The organism is Hymenobacter sp. BT18 (assembly GCF_012273015.1).
GTDB classification, from domain to species: domain Bacteria; phylum Bacteroidota; class Bacteroidia; order Cytophagales; family Hymenobacteraceae; genus Hymenobacter; species Hymenobacter lutimineralis.
Window position 1 is genome coordinate 2,128,772 of record NZ_CP050954.1, and the last position, 17,767, is coordinate 2,146,538.

The 17,767-nt window shown below is 61.3% G+C and carries 14 protein-coding genes and 1 riboswitch; of the genes, 2 read left to right on the forward strand and 12 right to left on the reverse strand.

The window, feature by feature from the left end; all coding sequences use genetic code 11:
- Positions 1–25: 25 nt before the first annotated feature.
- Positions 26–2,362 carry a patatin-like phospholipase family protein gene (locus HER32_RS08985; RefSeq protein WP_168681636.1) on the forward strand — a complete coding sequence of 779 codons (2,337 nt, stop codon included), beginning with the start codon at positions 26–28 and terminating at the stop codon, positions 2,360–2,362.
- A gap of 69 nt (positions 2,363–2,431) precedes the next feature.
- Here the strand turns inward: HER32_RS08985 and HER32_RS08990 are convergent, their stop codons facing one another.
- The 12 genes from HER32_RS08990 to HER32_RS09045 form a co-directional block, all read right to left on the reverse strand.
- Positions 2,432–3,259, reverse strand: coding sequence for an MIP/aquaporin family protein (locus tag HER32_RS08990; RefSeq protein ID WP_168681637.1), 828 nt, complete (start codon positions 3,257–3,259; stop codon positions 2,432–2,434).
- A 92-nt stretch (positions 3,260–3,351) separates the two neighbouring features.
- Positions 3,352–5,361, reverse strand: a complete 2,010-nt coding sequence (gene pulA, locus HER32_RS08995; RefSeq protein ID WP_197748884.1) for a type I pullulanase — start codon at positions 5,359–5,361, stop codon at positions 3,352–3,354.
- A gap of 64 nt (positions 5,362–5,425) precedes the next feature.
- Complete coding sequence (locus HER32_RS09000; RefSeq protein WP_168681638.1) at positions 5,426–6,160, reverse strand: alpha/beta fold hydrolase; 735 nt, start codon at positions 6,158–6,160, stop codon at positions 5,426–5,428.
- 81 nt (positions 6,161–6,241) lie between these two features.
- On the reverse strand, positions 6,242–6,697 hold the full coding sequence (locus tag HER32_RS09005) for a hypothetical protein (protein ID WP_168681639.1): 456 nt from the start codon (positions 6,695–6,697) through the stop codon (positions 6,242–6,244).
- A gap of 191 nt (positions 6,698–6,888) precedes the next feature.
- Positions 6,889–8,382 (reverse strand): M16 family metallopeptidase, encoded by a 1,494-nt coding sequence (locus tag HER32_RS09010; protein ID WP_168681640.1) that lies wholly within the window; start codon positions 8,380–8,382, stop codon positions 6,889–6,891.
- A 12-nt stretch (positions 8,383–8,394) separates the two neighbouring features.
- A complete protein-coding gene (locus HER32_RS09015; protein ID WP_168681641.1) occupies positions 8,395–9,834 on the reverse strand; it encodes a M16 family metallopeptidase in 1,440 nt (479 codons plus the stop codon).
- 92 nt (positions 9,835–9,926) lie between these two features.
- Positions 9,927–11,261 carry a family 1 glycosylhydrolase gene (locus HER32_RS09020; protein WP_168681642.1) on the reverse strand — a complete coding sequence of 445 codons (1,335 nt, stop codon included), beginning with the start codon at positions 11,259–11,261 and terminating at the stop codon, positions 9,927–9,929.
- Between the two features lie 14 nt (positions 11,262–11,275).
- Positions 11,276–12,952 (reverse strand): GMC family oxidoreductase, encoded by a 1,677-nt coding sequence (locus HER32_RS09025; protein WP_168681643.1) that lies wholly within the window; start codon positions 12,950–12,952, stop codon positions 11,276–11,278.
- A 13-nt stretch (positions 12,953–12,965) separates the two neighbouring features.
- Entirely contained in the window at positions 12,966–13,565 is a 600-nt protein-coding gene (locus HER32_RS09030) for a gluconate 2-dehydrogenase subunit 3 family protein (protein ID WP_168681644.1), read from the reverse strand.
- Between the two features lie 135 nt (positions 13,566–13,700).
- Entirely contained in the window at positions 13,701–14,684 is a 984-nt protein-coding gene (locus HER32_RS09035) for an SDR family oxidoreductase (RefSeq protein ID WP_149069647.1), read from the reverse strand.
- Between the two features lie 136 nt (positions 14,685–14,820).
- Positions 14,821–15,948, reverse strand: a complete 1,128-nt coding sequence (locus HER32_RS09040) for an alkene reductase (protein WP_168681645.1) — start codon at positions 15,946–15,948, stop codon at positions 14,821–14,823.
- Between the two features lie 162 nt (positions 15,949–16,110).
- Entirely contained in the window at positions 16,111–17,226 is a 1,116-nt protein-coding gene (locus HER32_RS09045) for a PA14 domain-containing protein (RefSeq protein ID WP_149069649.1), read from the reverse strand.
- A 179-nt stretch (positions 17,227–17,405) separates the two neighbouring features.
- Here HER32_RS09045 and HER32_RS20315 point away from each other — a divergent pair, with 179 nt between their 5' ends.
- Positions 17,406–17,531 (forward strand): hypothetical protein, encoded by a 126-nt coding sequence (locus HER32_RS20315; RefSeq protein WP_262383896.1) that lies wholly within the window; start codon positions 17,406–17,408, stop codon positions 17,529–17,531.
- A gap of 97 nt (positions 17,532–17,628) precedes the next feature.
- Positions 17,629–17,741: riboswitch (SAM riboswitch) on the forward strand.
- Positions 17,742–17,767 lie beyond the last annotated feature (26 nt).

The following is a 17,767-nucleotide window of genomic DNA, read 5'->3' on the forward strand; positions in this document are numbered from 1 at the left end:
TATCCCGGCTGCTCCTTCCCTGTCTATGCAACGAAAACTCTACTCCTGGCTGAGCGGCTTGCTGCTGCTGCTTAGCATTTCTACTTCCCAGGCCCAGAAAGTGGGGCTGGTACTGAGTGGCGGCGGCGCCAAAGGCCTGGCCCACGTGGGCGTGCTGAAGGTGCTGGAGAAAAACCGCATCCCCATCGACTACATTGTGGGCACCAGCATGGGCGCCATTGTGGGGGCTATGTACTCGGCAGGCTACTCGCCCGAGGAAATTGAGAAGATTGTGCTGAGTCAGGCGTTTCAGGACTGGGTGGCCAACCGCCCGCTCACGGGCAAGGTCTACAACTACTTTGAAACCGACGCCGACCCGGCCGCCCTGCACCTGGGTCTGGCCATCGACAGCAAATTCAAGACGCGCATCACGCCCCGGCTCATCAACGACGCCACGCTGAATTACCAGCTGGCCACCATGCTGGCGCCCGCCGGGGCCATTTCCGACTATAACTTCGACCAGCTGCTGGTGCCGTACCGGGCAGTGGCCTCCGAGGTATTCACGCGCAAGCGGGTAGTGCAGCGTAGTGGTTCCCTGGCCGATGCCGTGCGCAACTCCATGGCCTTTCCGCTGGCATTCCGCCCCATTCGGCAAACCGACGGGCGCTACCTCTTCGACGGGGCCGTGGTTGACAACTTTCCCACGGGCGTGATGAACGAAGAGTTCAAGCCCGATATCATGATTGGGGTAAACGTGGGCGACGTGGCTTACAAGCAGTATCCCAAGGACAAGGACGACCAACTGCTGACCGGCACCCTCATTTTTCTGGGCTCCAACGTAGCCGATACGCTGTCGGTGGGCCGCAACGGCATTTTCATCCAGCCCGATCTGGAGGGCTATGGCGCAGGCGACTTTAACCGCGCGAAGAAGCTGGTAAACCTGGGCGAAACCGCCGCCGAGGCCAAGCTGGCGCTGATGCTGCGCCGGATTCCGCGCCGGGAAGATACCCTGGCCCTGCAGCAGCGGCGTCGCGCCTTTCAGGAGCAGGCCCCACGTCCCGATTTCAAGCAGATCAACGTGCAGGGCCTGCCGGCCGAGCAGCAGGAGTTTGTGCGGCGCTTTTTCCGGCGCACCGGCAGCAGCTACACGCCTTCTGATATTGAGGAAGGGTATTTCACACTGGTAGACAACGACTTCTTCTCCAATGTATACCCGCGCGTGATGTACGATAAGGAGAAGAAAGGCTACGTGCTGAGCGTGGATGCCCGCCAGGCCAACAACCTCACCGCCGACCTGGGCGTGCTCCTTTCCACGCGCTCCATGAGCAACTTTTACCTGGGCGGCTCTTTCCGCTACCTCAACCGCTACCTCTACACCGTGCAGGCCAACGCCACGGTGGGGCGTTTCTACAACGGGGCCCACGCCGCGTTCCGCATCAGCGTGCCGGGCCGGTTCCCGCTGTACATCCAACCTCAGATTACTTTCAACAACTTCAACTACCAGGACACGGGCGGCCTGCTGGGTACCAACACCGAAACCACCCAGATTCAGCAGCGCGACCTGGTTACCAACATCCAGATTGGCATCAGCCCCAACTACCGCAGCCGCTATATTATCACGGGCGGGGCATTTACCAACCGCGACCGGTTCGCCAATACCGACCAGCTCAGCTCCGATGCCAGCCTCGACCAAAGCAGCCTGAGCGGCTTCACGGCGGCGCTGCGCTTCGAGCGCAACTCCCAGAACCGGCGACAGTACGCTACCCTGGGCCGCCGCGTGGAGTTTGGCTTTCGGGGAGTGTCGGCGGTAGAAAACTACGACCCCGGTACTACTGCCTTGGATATTCCGGGCCGGAAGAAAAACCACCAATGGGTGCGGGCCAGCGCCTTTATTGAGCAGTTTTTCTCCCTGAACAAGGTCGACAGCGTGGGGGTACGCACCAAATCGTGGGGGTTCACCACTGATCTGGTGGCTACTACCCAGGGAAAGTTTGCTACCTACCGCTCCTCTCTCACAGCTTCCCCGGCCTTCCTGCCCCTCCCCGACTCTCGCACTTTATTCCTCGACCGGTACCGGGGCACGGCCTACGCCGCCGCTGGCCTGCACTATGTACAGGCCCTGCTTGGGCCCATCGAGTGGCGCACCTCGGTGTACGCGCACGTGCTGGTGCGCCCCTGGGAAAGAGCAGCGAGTAACCCGCTGCTGGCCAACCGCAAACAAGCCATCAGCCGCCCCTACCTTACGGCCATGACGGGCTTCACCTACGAAACCCCCGTGGGGCCGGCTTCCCTGCAGTTCATCACGTATGATGAGCGGGAGCACCGCTTTGGGGTATTTGCCCACATCGGCTACGTGTTGTTCCGCGACCGGTCGTTGGATTAAGTTGCTGGTTTCTGGTTGCTGGTTTCTGGTTCCTAGTTATAAGCCAGCAACTAGCAACCAGAAACTTCATTACCGCGTGGGGTACAGGGGAGGCTCCTCGCCGGTAGCATGCGGGGAGGCCGGGCTGGGACCGCAGCCTGCCAGCACGGCGCATTCCAGGTCTTCGCCGTGGTAGAAATACCGGAACAACACCGTAGCCAGCCACATGGCCAGCGGGGGCGCCACCCAGTAAAGCCACAATCCGTGGTAGCGCCCGGCCGCTAAGGCGGTGCCCAAGGAGCGGGCGGGGTTCAGGCTCATGCCCGAGAGAGGCGTCTCAAAGACGATGTACAAGGCTAATAATGCTCCCAGTATGCAGCCCGTGTACTGCTTAAGCTTACGCGAGTGCAGCAACAGCAGCAGAACCAGCATCAGGAGAAACGATATGCCGAACTCCGCGACGAAAGCCACCAGGGTGCCATATGGCCCAGGCCGGGGCTCCGTCACGGTGAACTTCACGGCAGGGTGCGCATACCAGTCGCCAAACACCAGGCGCAACAGGAATGCTGCCGTGCTAGCTCCAAGCACCTGCGCCAGCACGTACCACACGGCATCGGGGGTACGCAGCTTGCCCAGTTGCCAGAACGCCAGCGTAACGGCGGGGTTGATGTGGGCACCGGAGCGTTTCCCCCAGGGACTGTACACAATAGCCGTGATGACCAGGCCCATTCCCAGCCCCATAAGCACACGGCGGCCCAGTTTCGCGCTCGGTAGCCACGGGGCAAGCGGCGAGGCCGGATGTTCCAGCAACATGGTGAGCAGGCCGGCACACGTCACAAAAAACGCCAGGCCCGCGGCTTCAGCCAGGTAGTGCGGCCAATGGCGACGGAAAGCAGCGCGCAGAGCGGCAAAAGACATGGCAACAGGTTCAGGACAACGCTTGCCTGATAAAACGGCCTCCGCCCGGCTCGGTTGCTATGGTTCAGCTCCCAGGCACGGCACGAGGTGGGTTAGGGCTGCACCAGCAGCATGGCCGAGGAGGCCGGTACTTCCACGCTCAGCGTGGCTCCGGTTCCTTCCAGCTTCCTGATGCCCTGCGGGTTTATCTGGTCGCCGGCCAATACCACGGAGTAGCGGCCGCCAGGCACCGTCAAGGTAGCTGGTTGCCGGTTGCCATTGAAGAGCACTACAATGGTTCCCCACTCGTCGCCGCCGGCGTGGTTGAGCAGGCGGTAGCCAATGGTCGTAGCCGGCTGATCAGGTAAGAACTCCAGGTGCTGCTGTACCAGTTCCCGCGTAGGCAGTCGGAAGGCAGGGTGGGCGCGGCGCAGGGCAATCAGCTGACGGTAGAACTCAAACACGCGCGGGTATTGCGCTTTGCGCGCCCAATCGAGCTGATTGACGTTGTCGGGCAGATTGTAGGAATTGTGGGAGCCACCTTTGGTGCGCAAGAACTCGTCGCCGATGGGCAGGAACGGCACCCCCTGCGAGGTGAACACAATGGTATTGCTGAGCAGGTCCATGCGGATAAGCTCCTCCTCGGTAGCGCCCGGGTTGGCTACCGTGAGCTTGTCCCAGAGCACCCGGTCGTCGTGGCAGGCTACGTAGTTGATGGCCTGCGCGGGTGTATTAGCCCAGGGTGCTTTCGAGTAGTTTACTTTGGTATAGTCGAGCTGGGGGTGCTGGGTAGCCGCCACAATACCAAACTTCACGCTTTCCTCCAGGCCAGGCTGGCCGCTGGCAAAGCCGGGCTCGGCCTGCCGGGCAAAATGGCCCTTTACCCCGTCACGCAGCTCGTCGCCAAACGCGGCAATACGGTCCAGCTTCAATACGTTGGCTTTCAGGGCCCGCTCCGCCTCGGGCAAGGGACTGGCGCCGGCCGTCCACCCTTCGCCGTACACGAAAATAGAATGGTCTATCTGGTCGAGGGCCACGCGCACAGCCCGCATGGTACGGATATCCAGAATGCCCATCAAGTCAAAGCGGAACCCATCCACGTGGTATTCCCGCGCCCAGTACGCCACCGACTCTGTAATGAGTTTGCGCACCATGGGCCGCTCAGAGGCTACCTCGTTGCCGCAGGCCGCGGCATCGGAAAGGGAACCATCGGCGTTGTGGCGGTAGTAGTAGCCGGGCACCAGCTGCTCAAAGGAGCTGCGGGCCGCATTGGCGGTGTGGTTGTACACCACGTCCAGCACCAGCCGTAGGCCGCGGCGGTGCAGCTTCTGCACCATCTGCTTCATCTCCAGGATGCGGGCTGCCGGGTCGGTGGGGTCGGAGGAATAAGAGCCTTCGGGCACGGTATAGTGCAGCGGGTCATAGCCCCAGTTGTAGCGGTTTTCCTGAAGCCGACTTTCATCCACGGAGGCGAAGTCGTTGGTGGGCAGCAGGTGGAGGTGGGTGATGCCCAGCTCGGAAAGGTGGTCGAGGCCGGTTTTCACGCCACCGGGGCCGCGCGTGCCCAACTCAGCCAAGCCCAAGAACTTGCCTTTCTGCTGGATTCCCGACTGCGGCTGCATGGATAGGTCGCGCACGTGCAATTCGCCAATCACAATGTCGGTAGCCTGCCGCAAGCGGGGGCGCCGGTCGTCGTCCCACTCCGTAGGGCTCACCATGGCTGGGTCGAGCAGGGCGCCTCTCTCCCCATTCACGCCCACGGCGTGCACGTAGGGGTCGGGCACCTCAGCCAGCTGCTTGCCTTTAATGGTGGCCTGCACTACGTAGAAACGGCCCGGCGGCTGGGCCGGTAGCGTATACACCCAGGTACCACCCGTCGATTTCTGCATGGCGTACTCGGCTACTGGCGTGCCACCCGTGCCTTCGGTGTAGAGCTTGAGCTGCAGCTTCTCGGCCGTAGGAGCCCACACCCGCAGCCTCGCCTGCCCGCGCACGAAGGTCAACCCCAGGTCGGGTCCGTCGTAGGTGGGCAGATCTGAATAGATATCGGTGAGGCGAGCGGTACGGCAGGTCGTGAGCATGCCTAGAGACAACAGGAGTAGGCAAATCGAGCGTAACTTCATAGCAAACAAAAAGTGGCTAACGAAGGTCGGCTTTTCACGCTGCTATTCCATACGTTGGCAGTAGCTATTCCAGGCCCTGCGCAAACGCGCGCAGCAACCGGGCTACTTCCTCGGGAGCTTCGTAGGGCAGCAAATGCCCCGCCCCGCTGATAATCTCCAGATGAGTACCCGCTGGCAGCAAGGGTAGCGTCTCCAACCCGTGCAACGACGGCGACATCACCGCGTCGGCATCACCCGCCACAATCGTACAGGGCACGTTGATAGACCACAGCCGGTCGGCAATATTCTCGCGGCTCCCACGCAGCAGCCACGCCTCCCAGGCCTCCTGACTACTGCGGAGGTTGTCGGCTATTATTTGCTGCTGCCAGGCCTGGGGCAACGGGCGGGCGGTAATCTTGCGTAGCGTGTTTTCGGCGGCTGCCGGCTTGCCCCAGGCGCGCAGGCTGGCTTGCCTGTCCTCATCGGTCATGGGCTCGGGCGTGGGTGGCGAAGGGCTGAGCAGCACCACCCCTGCCAACCCGGGAGGGCGCTGTGCGGCCAAAGCCAGAGCAATTTTCCCACCCATGCTATGGCCCACCAGCACGTAGCGCCCCACAGGCTGCTGTCGGATAAATAGAGCTACCTCGTCGGCGTAGGCATCCACGGAGTAACCGGCGTGCGGAGCCGGGGCCGTGCCAAAGCCTCCAAGGTCAGGAGCAAAAAAGGCATACTCGGAGCCAAGGGCATCAGCAACCGGCTGAAAGGCATGACCGGCGCCCGCCCAGTAATGCAGGCCGATAAAGGAGAGTGCGTGCGACATAGCTGCCTTGTACGGCAGAAGCCCTCTACTTGGCCTCCTACCTTACCGGCAGGTCCGTTGCTAAGCCGCCTGAAACTTCACTTACAGAGCATTTACCGCTTGCTGAGCCCGAAAAGTGCGCGTAAATCCATCAAATACGTCTTCGCGGAGCACCAGCTCACCGTCCGATAGTTTCTCGATGATGTAGCGCATATCCGGCCGCGCGGCGCTGGGGTTGATGGTAATGATGTCGCGCTGATCGTGGTACAGCAGCGTGGTTTCGATGGCGCGAGCATAAGTAGTGCGCCGGGTTTCCTGGCCGTTTACGTACTCCACCAGGGTGCCATCGGCTTTGAACTGCAAGGTAAGCTGGTAGCCCGGGGCAGGTGTTTGACCCTGGCCGCTTAGTCCGCCTTCGTCGGCTACCCACACCCACTGCGTACGCAGGGCGGCGGGGTCTTCATCGACCACTACGGCTGGGGCGAGGTCGGTTTTCTGGCAGTTGGCAGTGAGCGTGAGAAGCAGGCCGAACGCGGCGGTGCGCCAAAAGGTGTACATCGGGCAGGTAAGTTTGAGTTGGTAGAAAGGACGGAAAGATGCGCTAACAGCAGCATCCGACTATAAGAGCATACGCAACGGCAGAGCGTTGCATGATCTGCCAAGGTTACGCGTTGCTCCGGCAACTTGATGACACAAAAAAGCCACCCGGCGTGTACCGGGTGGCTTTTCATCAACAAATCAGCTATACGCTACAGGGCCTTCTTGCGCGAGGCCTGGAACTTCTTGATCTGGGGGTCGATGATTTTCTTGTCGCCGACTACCACAATGGTCATGGCCTCGGGGCGCACGTACTTGCGGGCAGTTTCGCTCACTTGCTGGGGCGTCACGGCGTTGATGTTCTTTACCTGCTCGGTGAGGTAAGAATCGGGCAAGCCATGCAGCTCCAGGGTGTTGAGCTGGCCGATGATGCCGCCGGGCGTGGAGTTGCGCAGCACAAACATACCCGACTCGTAGTTCTGGATGCCTTTCAGCTCCTCAGCCGTGGGTGGGGTTTTCTGCAGGCGCTCAATCTCATACACGATTTCCTTGAGCGAGTTGCCAGTTTCCTGGGTGGTCACGTCGGCGTTCTGGCTCCAGTTGCCGGTGCGGTAGTGCGTTTCGAGGTAGCTATAGGGCGAGTAGGTGTAGCCCTTGTCTTCCCGAATGTTGCGCGTGATGCGCGAGCCGAAGGAGCCGCCCAGCAGAGAGTTCATCACTCGCGTCCGAATAAAGTCGGGGTGCGAGGGGTCCACGGTAGGCAGGCCAATGATGATGGTCGACTGTGGGGCGTTGGGCCGGTCGAGGGTGGTGATGTCGGGGCGGGTCTGGGATTTGGCAATTTCAATGTGCGGGGCCGGGCCCTTGGGCATGCTTACCCAGGCCTTGGTAATGGCCTCACGCACGGCGGCATTGTCGAACTTGCCAGCCACGAACACGGCCGTGCGCTGGGCACCAAACTGCGTCTGGTAGAAGTTCTTCACCTGGGCCAGCGTGAGGGCATCAATTTCGGCGTCGGAGGGAATGGGCCGGCCGTAGGGGTGCGTGCCGTAGAGCGCAGCCGTGAACTTCTGGCGGGCCTGGGTGCCGGGCTGGGCACGGGCCAAGGCCATCTGACGCTTGAAGTCGGCTTTCACGCGGGCAAACTCGCTTTCCGGCAGCGTGGGGTGCAGCACCACATCGGCCAGCACCGCCGACAGCTCGGGGGCAAACTCGCTCAGGCAGGAAGCATAGATCTGGGTCTGGTCCATGCCCACCGACACGCTCAGGTCGCCGCCCATGCGGGCTACCTTGTCGGCCAGCTGCTGGGCCGAGAGCGTGGCAGTGCCTTCGCTCAACAGCTTGCCCAGCAAATCGGCTACGCCTACCTGGCCGGCTTCCTCGTGCACGTTGCCGGCCTGAATGGCCACCATCATCGTGACTTTGGGCACCTGCCCGTAGGGCACCAGTTTGGCCTTCAGGCCGTTGGAAAGCGTAAATTCTTCCTTGGCTGGCAGCTTGAAGTCGCGCGGGGTGCCGCCAGCGGGCGGGGTTTCGCGGGGCGTGCTGGGTGCAGGCGCAGCCGCGGGAGTTGCGGCTACAGCCGGTTTGGCGGGCGCCGCACCGGTGGTTTTGGTTTTTACCTTGACTTTCGTCTGGGCCAGGGCGGCCGGGGCGGCGGCCGAAGCCAGGGCCACGCAGAGCAGCCCGTTTACTAGGATTTTCATGGCGTGGTTAGGTTAGCTTTTGGCCAGTGGGTTGACGATGAGCAAGGTGCGGTTGGTGGGCCGCAAGTACTCCTGCACGGCGCGCTGCATCACGGCGGGCGTAACTTTGCGGAACTCCGCCTCCAGCTCGTTGATGCGGGCGGGGTTGTTGTCAAACAAGGCAAACGAGGCCAGCATATCGGCCCGGCCAAAGCCGGAAAGCTGGTCGTAGAGGTTGGAGCGCAGCTTCACCACCGCTAGGTCCAACGTGTTCTGGTCGATGCCATCCTTAGCCAGGCGGCTGATTTCCTGATCGAGCACACTTACCACCGAGTCGGATTTCACCGTGTTGTCATACACCAAGTCGCCCATCCACAGCATAGGGCCGGAGTAGTTGAAGGCGTTGCCGAGGTAGTTGATACCCCCGCTCACGTTGTCGGTGAGGCCGCGCTTCTGCACCATGGCCTGGTAGAGGCGCGAGTCTTTGCCCTGCAGCATAATCTGGTCGAGCAGGATGAGGGCATAGTACTCCGGCGTGTTCCGGTCGGGCATGTGGTAGGCAAAGGCCAGGGCCGGCTTGGTGGCCAGCTTGTCGTCCTTGGTGAAGCGCTGCTCCTTTTCCTGGCGGGGCTCCGTGATGTCGGGCTTGGGCGGCTGGGTAGCGGCCGGAATGTTGGCGAAGTACTTCTCTATCCAGGCTTTGGCCTCAGCGGGCTCAAAGTCGCCCGTAATGGCCAGGGCCGCGTTGTTGGGCGCGTAGTAGGTTTTGAAGAAGGCCTGCGCGTCGGGCAGGGTAGCCGCGTCCAGGTCTTTCAGGTCGCCGTAGAAGTTGTGGGCGTTGTTCCAGTTTTTGTTGGCGTACTGGGGCATGTCCAGCCACGGAAAGCCGCCGTAGGGCTGGTTGAGCACGTTCACGCGCACCTCGTTTTTCACCACACCCTGCTGGTTGGTCAGGCTAGCCTGGTTGATGGCGAGGCCGCGCATCCGGTCGGCTTCGGCCCAGAGCATGGTTTCAAGCTTGTGGGCGGGCACTATCTCGAAGTAGTTGGTGAAGTCGAAGCGGGTAGAGCCGTTGAGCGTGCCCCCGTTTTTCTGCACCAGCTGGATGAACTCCATCTTGCCCAGGTTCTGGGAGCCCTGGAACATAAGGTGCTCAAACAAGTGGGCGTAGCCCGTCCGGTCCCGGGGCTCGTTGCGGAAGCCCACGTTGTAGTAGGCCGCCACGGTAGCTGTGGGCGCGGTGTGGTCGGGCGAGAGTACCACCTTCAGGCCGTTGGGCAGGGTGTAGTACTCCACCGGAATCTGGAACGATGATGCCGCCGGAGCGGCGGGGGCTGCCGGAGTAGCTGTTGCCACGGGCGTTGAGGCCGGGGTATTCACAACGGATGTAGCCTTAGGGCTGCACGCGCCCAGCACAGCCAGCAGGGCTGCCGTGCCCCATACCGACCCACGGTCGGATATGCGTGTTTTCATAGAAGAGAGGTTAGGGTGAACGATGCGTGGAAACTGGTCCTCAACCTACAAAATCTTCTACAAACGACCGGTAGTATCCTACCTGTTAGGGTCTACTTCTCCACTTTGAGCGTGGCAGGGCGGCCGGTTAGCTCAAACATTTCACCGTGGGGCACCATGGTTATCTGCCCAAACTCCCGAATCATCATCTTATAGCTCTCTCCCACCGGCCGGATTTTGCGGTCGAGGTCGTAGAGGCCGCAGGCATTCACGGAAAGGCGCTTCTCGGCCAGGCTGATGTCCCAATCGAGCTGGTCGAGCAAGGAGTACCAGGTGAAGCCCACCACCGGCACGCCGTCCTGGCGGATGCGCTGCACGTTCACCCACTGCTTCCAGAGCCAGCACTCGGCATCTTTGGCGTTGAAGGTGTTGGTTTCGGTGTGCATCACGGGCTTGCGGTACCGTTCGTAGTACTGCTTGGTCATGGTGTACCAGCCCAGCACGTCCTCGGCCGCGCACCAGTTGCCGTCGGGCTTGATAATCCGTTCGTTGCGGCCGTAATAGTCGTTGCCCATGATCTGATAACCGGGCGGCTCTCCGGCCATAAACCACTCCAGCTCGTCGCGGGTAAGGCCGTTGTCGAGGCAGTACAGCAGCACTTCCGAGTCGATAGTGTGGGCGTAGAGCAGGTCGAGGGAAAGAAACCGCAGCTTGTTTTGCAGCCGGATTTCGGGGCTTTGCACGGCGCGCATCTCGTGGATGTACTCCGCCGATTCACTCTGCACAATCACGCAGTCGGGCCGGTGCTTGGCTATCTGCTGGTTGCCCATGATGCTGGCCGCCGTAATGTGCTTCATGGCCGTGATGAAGGCGCGGTCATCCTTTAATTGCTCGTTCCAGATACCATCCTTGGCGGAGGCCCGGGCCGTCACGTAAATTTCGTTGACCGGCGTATAGAACCGCACCCAGGGGTAGCGCCGGGCTACGGCCCCACAGTACTCGGCAAAATGCACCGGCAGCTCGGGGTTCTGGAAATTACCCACCCAATCGGGCACGCCAAAGTGCATCAGATCCAGAATGGGCGTGATACCCAGGCGCTTGATTTCGGCCATGGCCTTATCGGCAAACTCCCAGTCGAATTGGCCGGGAGCCTTATGAATGAGGTAGTACGGCAGGTTGTAGCGCAGCACCTTCAGGCCCAGCTCCCGCACCAGCGCGAGGTCTTCCTGGTAGCGGTTGTAGTGGTCGGTTTCAGCCAGCAAGTCGCGCCGGATGGTACCATTGGCAATAGTAGGGTACGAGCATTCGATGCCCGTGGCAAACATGAAGTTGCCGGGCAGGTTGGTGGGCAGGCCGGAGCCGTCGTGCCCGGCCGCGCCGCCGTACTCGTCGCCCTCGTAGGAGCCGTGGCCGAAGTGCTGCTTTATATGGGAGAGGAAGGATTTCATATTGGAGCTGTTAGCTACCGCAGGCTGGCCAGAAACTTATCGGCGGTGCGCAGGCTGAGGGCCATGATGGTAAGGGCCGGGTTGACGCTGAGGGCGCTGGGAAACACGGAGTTGTCGCAGATATAGAGGTTGGGCACGTCGAAGGCCCGGCCATCGGGGTTTACTACCGCGTCGTCGCCGCTGAGGCCCATACGCGCCGTGCCAATCACGTGGGCATACCGCTCGAAAGCCCAGATGTCGGTAGCCCCGGCGGCTTCCCAGATCTGGCGCATCAGCTGCTCGGCGTGGCGGTTCATGCGCTGCTCGTTTTCCTGGGCCGTGAAGTGCAGGCGGGGTTTGGGCAGGCCGCGCGCATCCTTCTCCTCGCTAAGCTCCAGGAAGTTGGCTTTGTGCGGGAGACAGTCCCCCAGGATGTTAATGCCGGCAATGTGGTTGTAGCTGCGCATATAGTTGCGCAGGGCCTGGCCCCAGAGCTTGCGCTGGCGCACCATCTGGGTGGCAAAGGTCACGGGCATCACCCCGATGCTCTGCAGCAGGTAGCCGCCCGCGAAGTCAGCGTTTTTGGGCCGGTGCGTGTCCTCGGAAATCAAGCCACCCGGAATGCCTTTGTAGGGGCGGATGTCTTCCGGGAATGTGCCCCACACCTGCATGCCGGGGTGGGCCATAAAGTTCTTGCCCACGTGGCCACTGTTCAGGGCCAGCTCGTTGAGCATAAGCAGGCGGGGCGTTTCTACGGCTCCGGCGCACAAGAAGAGGTGGCGGCAACGCTGGCGCACTGTCTGTCCATACTGCTCGTACACCACACCCGTCACCCGCCCAGTAGCGTCGCGCTCAATCTCCGTCACAAAGGCATCGGCCCTGATTTCGGCCCCGTAGCTTTCGGCCAGGGGCAGGAAGGTGACGTCCATGCTGGCCTTGGCTCCGCGGTTGCAGCCCGCCTGGCAGAAGCCCCGGTTGGTGCAGGCCTCGCGCCAGCCTATGCCCTCCTGGTAGTAGCGCGCCGACAGCGCCGCATTGGCCGCCGGCGAAGTCTGAATTCCCAGTTGAGCACAGGCCCTTTGCATGAGTTGGGCGGCGCCGTTCAGGGGCAGCGGCGCCAGTGGGTAGCCTTTGCGGCGGCCCGGGTTCCAGGGGTACGGGGTAGGCCCGCTGATGCCCAGGAAGTGTTCCAGCTCCTCATAGTAAGGCTCTAGTTCCTCGATGCCAAACGGCCAGTCGACACCCTGGCCGAAGTCGCGGTGCAGGGTGAGGTCGTCGGCGTGGGCGCGGGGCGTGTAGGCGGTGTAGTGCAGGGTAGAGCCGCCCACGCCGGTGCCCGAGTTGTTTTTGCCGAAAGCCACCGGGTTTTGGCCCGCCGACAGCCGCTCGTCGTTCCAGAACAGGAAGTTTTGGGCTTTTTCGTCAGTGGCATAGTCGCGGGCCGGGTCGCGGCGGGGACCGGCTTCCAGGGCCACCACTTTCAGGCCGGCCATGGCGAGGCGCGCTAGCAGCGGGGCCCCACCTGCACCCGTGCCAATCACCACGCAGTCGACTATCTCATTTGGCTCAGGCAGCGGCGCGGGCTGTTCCAGCTCAGTTGGATCTGTAGCTGGTGCGGCGTTTTCGACCAGAATGCTTTTCAGCAGCGGGTCCTGTATTTCCGGCTTAGTGGGATTCAGTACGCCTTCTTCCAGTACTTCTTCGTCGGGCATGAGGGGGCAATTACTAGTTACTAATTGGATCAGGTTCCCGGTCTTCGAGTTCGTCAAGACCGATACGCTGCCAGCCGGGCCCATCGGCCATGCCCACGTACCCAATTTCTTCCTGGGCCAGCGGATGGGCATAGTAGTTTTCGGTTAGCTCCGCCAGCAAATCCTCAAAAAAGCGGCTTTGCGGAACTGCTTTCCAGTTTTCGCCCGGCGCGGTGCCGGCGGCCACTTGCTCCAGTACTGCATCCTGCTCAGCATCATTCAGGGCTACAAACAGCTGCTGAAACTGCGCCTGGGCAGCCTGGTTGATGCCACCCAGCCCCAGCCGGAAAGCTTCCCGGTCGGGCGGCATAGCGTCGTAGCGCCAACCGTCAGCCAAGCCTGCGGCCAGTCGTTTGTCGATGCCCAGCGCCAGCGCTATGGGCTCGTCGCGCTCCGGCTGCGGAAAAATGCGGGCCGCCACGGCTTCCAATAAGGCATAAGTAGCCGTGTCGAAGAACTGGGGCGCATGGTCGGCGGCCGAAACCAGCCGGGCTTCCAGCGCCGCGCGGGTAGCCGGCGTTACAAGGTCGGTGGAAAGCATGGCGCGAACGGTGCCTGCGGGATACTGGGGCATGGGAAAGGATGCGGCGGTAAGGACGAGCTTATAGCAGTACCGCCGGCTTGGTTTAAAGGTTGTTGGATAAGCAAAAAAGAAGTACCTCCCCTACCCGGGAAAGCACTTCTTTTCTGCGACAGGGCGCTGCTTGGGCTACTGGTCGCTGCTCAGCTTACCGCCCGTGACGTGTACCAGGGAGCCGGTCATAAACGAGCCATCCTGGGAAGCCAGCAGCACATAGGCCGGAGCCAGTTCCTCGGGCTGCCCCGGCCGGGCCAGGGCTACCTCGTAGCCGAACTTTTCAACTTCCTCCTGCGGCATGGTACCGGGGATGTTAGGCGTCCAGACCGGGCCGGGCACTACGCAGTTCACCCGGATGCCCCGCTCGCCCAGGTGCGTGGCCAGGCTTTTGGTGAAGGCATGAATGGCCGACTTGGTGGCCGTGTAATCAATGAGCAGCGGGTTGCCGGTGAGGCCCACAATGCTGCCGGTGTTGATGATGCAGTCGTCCTTGGTGAAGTGCGGGACGGCGGCCTGCGCCATCCAGATATAGCCTAGGATGTTGGTGTCGAAGGTGCGACGGATCTGCTCCTCGGGAATGTCTTCAAACTTCTCCTGCGCCATCTGAAACGCGGCGTTGTTGACGAGGATGTTCAACCCGCCCAGTTCGGCGCGGGTGCGGCGCACGGCCTGTCGGCACTGCTCCGGGTCACGCACATCCAGCTGCAGCAGCAGGCAGCGGCGCTGCTGGGCTTCTACCAGGCGCTTGGTTTCTTCGGCGTCCACCTGGTTTTCGTTGAAAAGCACGGCTACATGAGCACCTTCCATGGCAAAGGCCACGGCCACGGCCCGCCCAATTCCGGAGTCAGCCCCGGTGATTAGGGCAATTTTATCCTGGAGCTTGCCGGCCGCCCGGTAGGTGCTGAAGTTCATGCCCGGTTGCAGCTTCATATCGGCTTGCTTGGCCGGGTAAGGCAGCTTTTGGGCGTGCTGCTTCATGTCCTTGGCGGTGGGGCGCTTTACGGGCTTGGGTGCTTCGGCCGCAGCCTGAGCGGCTTTTTTGGCGGCGGGTGTAGCGGCCGTTTTAACTGGGGCGGCAGCGGCCGGCGTTTTAGTAGTGGTTTTTTTGGCAGCCATACATACGCGGAAAGATGGTAGAGCTCCTCCATACGCAGATTTCTGCGGGGAAGCCGCTCAACAGCAGAAACACGAACAGAAAAGCCCTTTCCTGCCAGGCAGAAAAGGGCTTTTGCTTACGTAGGTTGCCAGGTGCCTAGTCGTGGTACACGTCGTTGGCGGGCTCGGCTACGGCTTCCTCTAACGAGGGGTAGTCGATGTAGCCTTTGTCGCCGGGTACGTAGAAAGTACTGAAGTCGGGCGCATTCAGGGCGGCGCCTTGCTGGAAACGCTCTACCAAGTCGGGGTTGGCAATGAAGGGCACGCCGAAGGCAATGAGGTCGGCTTCGTTGTTGCCTAGTGCTTCTTCCGCCGTCTGCTGAGTGTAGCCCCCGTTCAAAATAAAGGCCCCGTTGAAGATTTTACGCAAGTGCGCGGCCACAGCAGGTGCGCCCGGCGTAGCCATGGGGTGCCCTGGCAGCGCCTCAATAACGTGTACATAAGCCAGTCCGAAGCGGTTGAGCTGCTCGGTTACGTAGCTGAACGTAGCCACGGGGTCACTGTCTTGGATGCTGCTGCTTCCCTGGGGTGAAAAACGGATACCAACCCGGTCGGCGCCCAGCTCATCCACCACAGCCTGCACTACTTCGAGCACGAAACGGGCGCGGTTTTCCACGCTGCCGCCGTATTCGTCGGTGCGCTGGTTGGAGCCGTCCTGCAGGAACTGGTCGAGCAGGTAGCCATTGGCGCCGTGAATTTCGGCCCCATCAAACCCGGCGCGCTTGGCGTTGCGGGCAGCCTGGCGGAACTGGTCAACCACGCCGGCAATTTCGTTTAGCTCCAAAGCCCGGGGCGTCGGAATTTCTTCGAAGCCCTGCCCGGTAAAGGCTTTCACGCCTTCGGGCTTAATGGCGGAAGGCGCCACGGGCAGCTCGCCGCCGTGGAAAGCTGGGTGCGAAACGCGGCCCACGTGCCAGAGCTGAACAAAGATGCGGCCCCCGGCGGCGTGCACGGCATCCGTCACGCGCTTCCAGCCGGCTACCTGCTCTTCGGTATAGATGCCGGGCGTGTTGATGTAGCCCACGCCCTGGGCCGAAACCTGGGAGCCTTCCGTGATGATGAGGCCGGCCGAAGCCCGCTGCTCATAGTACGTTACTACCGAATCAGTTGGCACGTTACCGGCATTGGTCGCCCGGCTGCGCGTCATGGGGGCCATCACCATGCGGTTGGGCAATTGAGTGGCACCTAGCTGAAAAGAGGAGAAGATTTTGGTTGTCTGAGTCATGAGAAGAAAGGTGTGCAAAAACAGACGCGCTGCTTTGCTGGTGAAACCTAATGCCCTTAACCCATGTAGCTACATGAATGTTTCACCACCTATAGTTCTTCGCTTTATTTTTTCTTTAACCCGCCCGTCTTTCTCAGGTTTTGCTGGCGGCCTCATTACGCCCTAGCGGGCAATCAGCTCTACGCGGCGGTTGCGGGGGCGCAGGCGCGGGTCGCGGTTGTCGGCCACGGGTTTTGCCCCACCGTAACCCACGGCCGTCAGCCGCAGGGAGTCTACGCCGTGCTGCACGAGGTAGCGGCGCACCACCTGGGCGCGCTGCTCGGAAAGCTGCTGATTAAGCCGGGCATCCCCTACGTTGTCGGTGTGACCGGCAATTTCAAATCGGGCAGCGGCCTCGGCCCGAAGTACCCGCACCAAGCGGTTCAGCTCGGGCTGAGAGGTGGGCAGAAGCCGGGCTTTCCCCTGCTCGAAGTATAGATTTTTCAATTCCACCACTTCGCCTTTCACCAGATTAGCCAGGTTGGGCAGTGAGTCGGGAGTTGCGGCCGGAGGCGTAGCCACGGAAGCAGGTCGGGCTGGCACGGCTATGGTGGCCGTAGCCTGGGCGGGGGCCGTAGGGCGGGGGCGCCGCTCCACCCGTACGGCAGTCTGCGCCTTCGGGACGGGTGCTGCGGTTACTACCGGCTTGAGGGTGGGCTTTGGGGTGGGAGCGGCCACAGCCGGCGGAGCAGGCTTGGGCTTGGCTACGGGAATGGGGCGGGCCGTGCGGGGCAGACTCGTGAACAGTACTTCACTGCTTACCGGCTCAAATCCGTCCGGGGAATCTACGCGCCGCCAATCCAGCAGCGCCCGGGTATCCAAGTGGTTTTGGAAATACTCGATGCGGATAGGATAGTATTGACCGGCCTTGAGCTTGATGCGCACGGTGCGAGTAAGGTGGTCTTGGTCGCGCCAGGCATTTACCAGCCGCTTGCCGCCCAGCCAGAACCGGAAACCGTCGTCCATCACTGTCGAAAACTCATATTCCGCCGTTTCCGGCACTAGCAGCCAGCCTGTCCAGCGCACCGAAAACTCGTCGCTGGGCATGTCCGGACCCGGGGGGCGCTTTTCCCAGCTGAAGTCGATACGCTTATCGATACGGGTAAATACCAGCTCCTCAAAATTCATCCCGTTGTAGTAAGCCCCCTTGAGGCCGTCACCCACGGGCAGAGCCGATGTTTGCGCCAGCGTGTGGACCGCGCTCAACAGTACAATCAGCCAGGTAAAGGTGTATTTCATCTAAAAGCAGGGGAATAAAAGATAAGCTGAATCAGGCATTACTGGTGGTTGGCCAGCCCAGCCATTCGTTAACGTCTCAACGGCCTCGGGCCGTATAGACCGGAATATAAACCTACTCCGTTGCCTGGTCGTAAACGAAAATTGTGCGTGCGAATCCTATAGCCACGCGCCCTGCTATTATGCCCACGAAGAAAACCTCCGCTGCTACGGCCAAAAAAGAAGATCCGTGCTGGAAAGGCTACGAGCAAGCCGGCACCAAGCAGAAGGATGGAAAAACCGTCCCGAACTGCATCAAGAAAACGTAAGACTCCCGCAAACCTTTTACTAGCAGCACCAACCCCGGCCCAATCGAAAAGCCGGGGTTGTTGTTTTTAGCGGGTTCCGCCGTATCTTCGCCTCTGTTACTTATCCAGAAAGACCGAGGGATTGGGCCCGATGACGTCTTAGCAACCTGACTTGACACAAGGTGCTAACTCCCGTTTCAGGCCGCCTAGCGGGCTGGAAGAAGATAAGTACAGAACCGGCATCCGCGCCCGGCTCT

Coding starts and splice junctions, on each gene's coding strand:
- HER32_RS09025 (WP_168681643.1), bottom strand. CDS start 12,952: ATGCCCGACGAAGAAGTACTGGAAGAAGGCGTACTGAATCCCACTAAG.
- HER32_RS09000 (WP_168681638.1), bottom strand. CDS start 6,160: ATGTCGCACGCACTCTCCTTTATCGGCCTGCATTACTGGGCGGGCGCC.
- HER32_RS08985 (WP_168681636.1), top strand. CDS start 26: ATGCAACGAAAACTCTACTCCTGGCTGAGCGGCTTGCTGCTGCTGCTT.
- HER32_RS09045 (WP_149069649.1), bottom strand. CDS start 17,226: ATGAAATACACCTTTACCTGGCTGATTGTACTGTTGAGCGCGGTCCAC.
- HER32_RS09010 (WP_168681640.1), bottom strand. CDS start 8,382: ATGAAAATCCTAGTAAACGGGCTGCTCTGCGTGGCCCTGGCTTCGGCC.
- HER32_RS09035 (WP_149069647.1), bottom strand. CDS start 14,684: ATGGCTGCCAAAAAAACCACTACTAAAACGCCGGCCGCTGCCGCCCCA.
- HER32_RS09030 (WP_168681644.1), bottom strand. CDS start 13,565: ATGCCCCAGTATCCCGCAGGCACCGTTCGCGCCATGCTTTCCACCGAC.
- HER32_RS09040 (WP_168681645.1), bottom strand. CDS start 15,948: ATGACTCAGACAACCAAAATCTTCTCCTCTTTTCAGCTAGGTGCCACT.
- HER32_RS09015 (WP_168681641.1), bottom strand. CDS start 9,834: ATGAAAACACGCATATCCGACCGTGGGTCGGTATGGGGCACGGCAGCC.
- HER32_RS09005 (WP_168681639.1), bottom strand. CDS start 6,697: ATGTACACCTTTTGGCGCACCGCCGCGTTCGGCCTGCTTCTCACGCTC.
- HER32_RS09020 (WP_168681642.1), bottom strand. CDS start 11,261: ATGAAATCCTTCCTCTCCCATATAAAGCAGCACTTCGGCCACGGCTCC.
- HER32_RS08990 (WP_168681637.1), bottom strand. CDS start 3,259: ATGTCTTTTGCCGCTCTGCGCGCTGCTTTCCGTCGCCATTGGCCGCAC.
- pulA (WP_197748884.1), bottom strand. CDS start 5,361: ATGAAGTTACGCTCGATTTGCCTACTCCTGTTGTCTCTAGGCATGCTC.
- HER32_RS20315 (WP_262383896.1), top strand. CDS start 17,406: ATGCCCACGAAGAAAACCTCCGCTGCTACGGCCAAAAAAGAAGATCCG.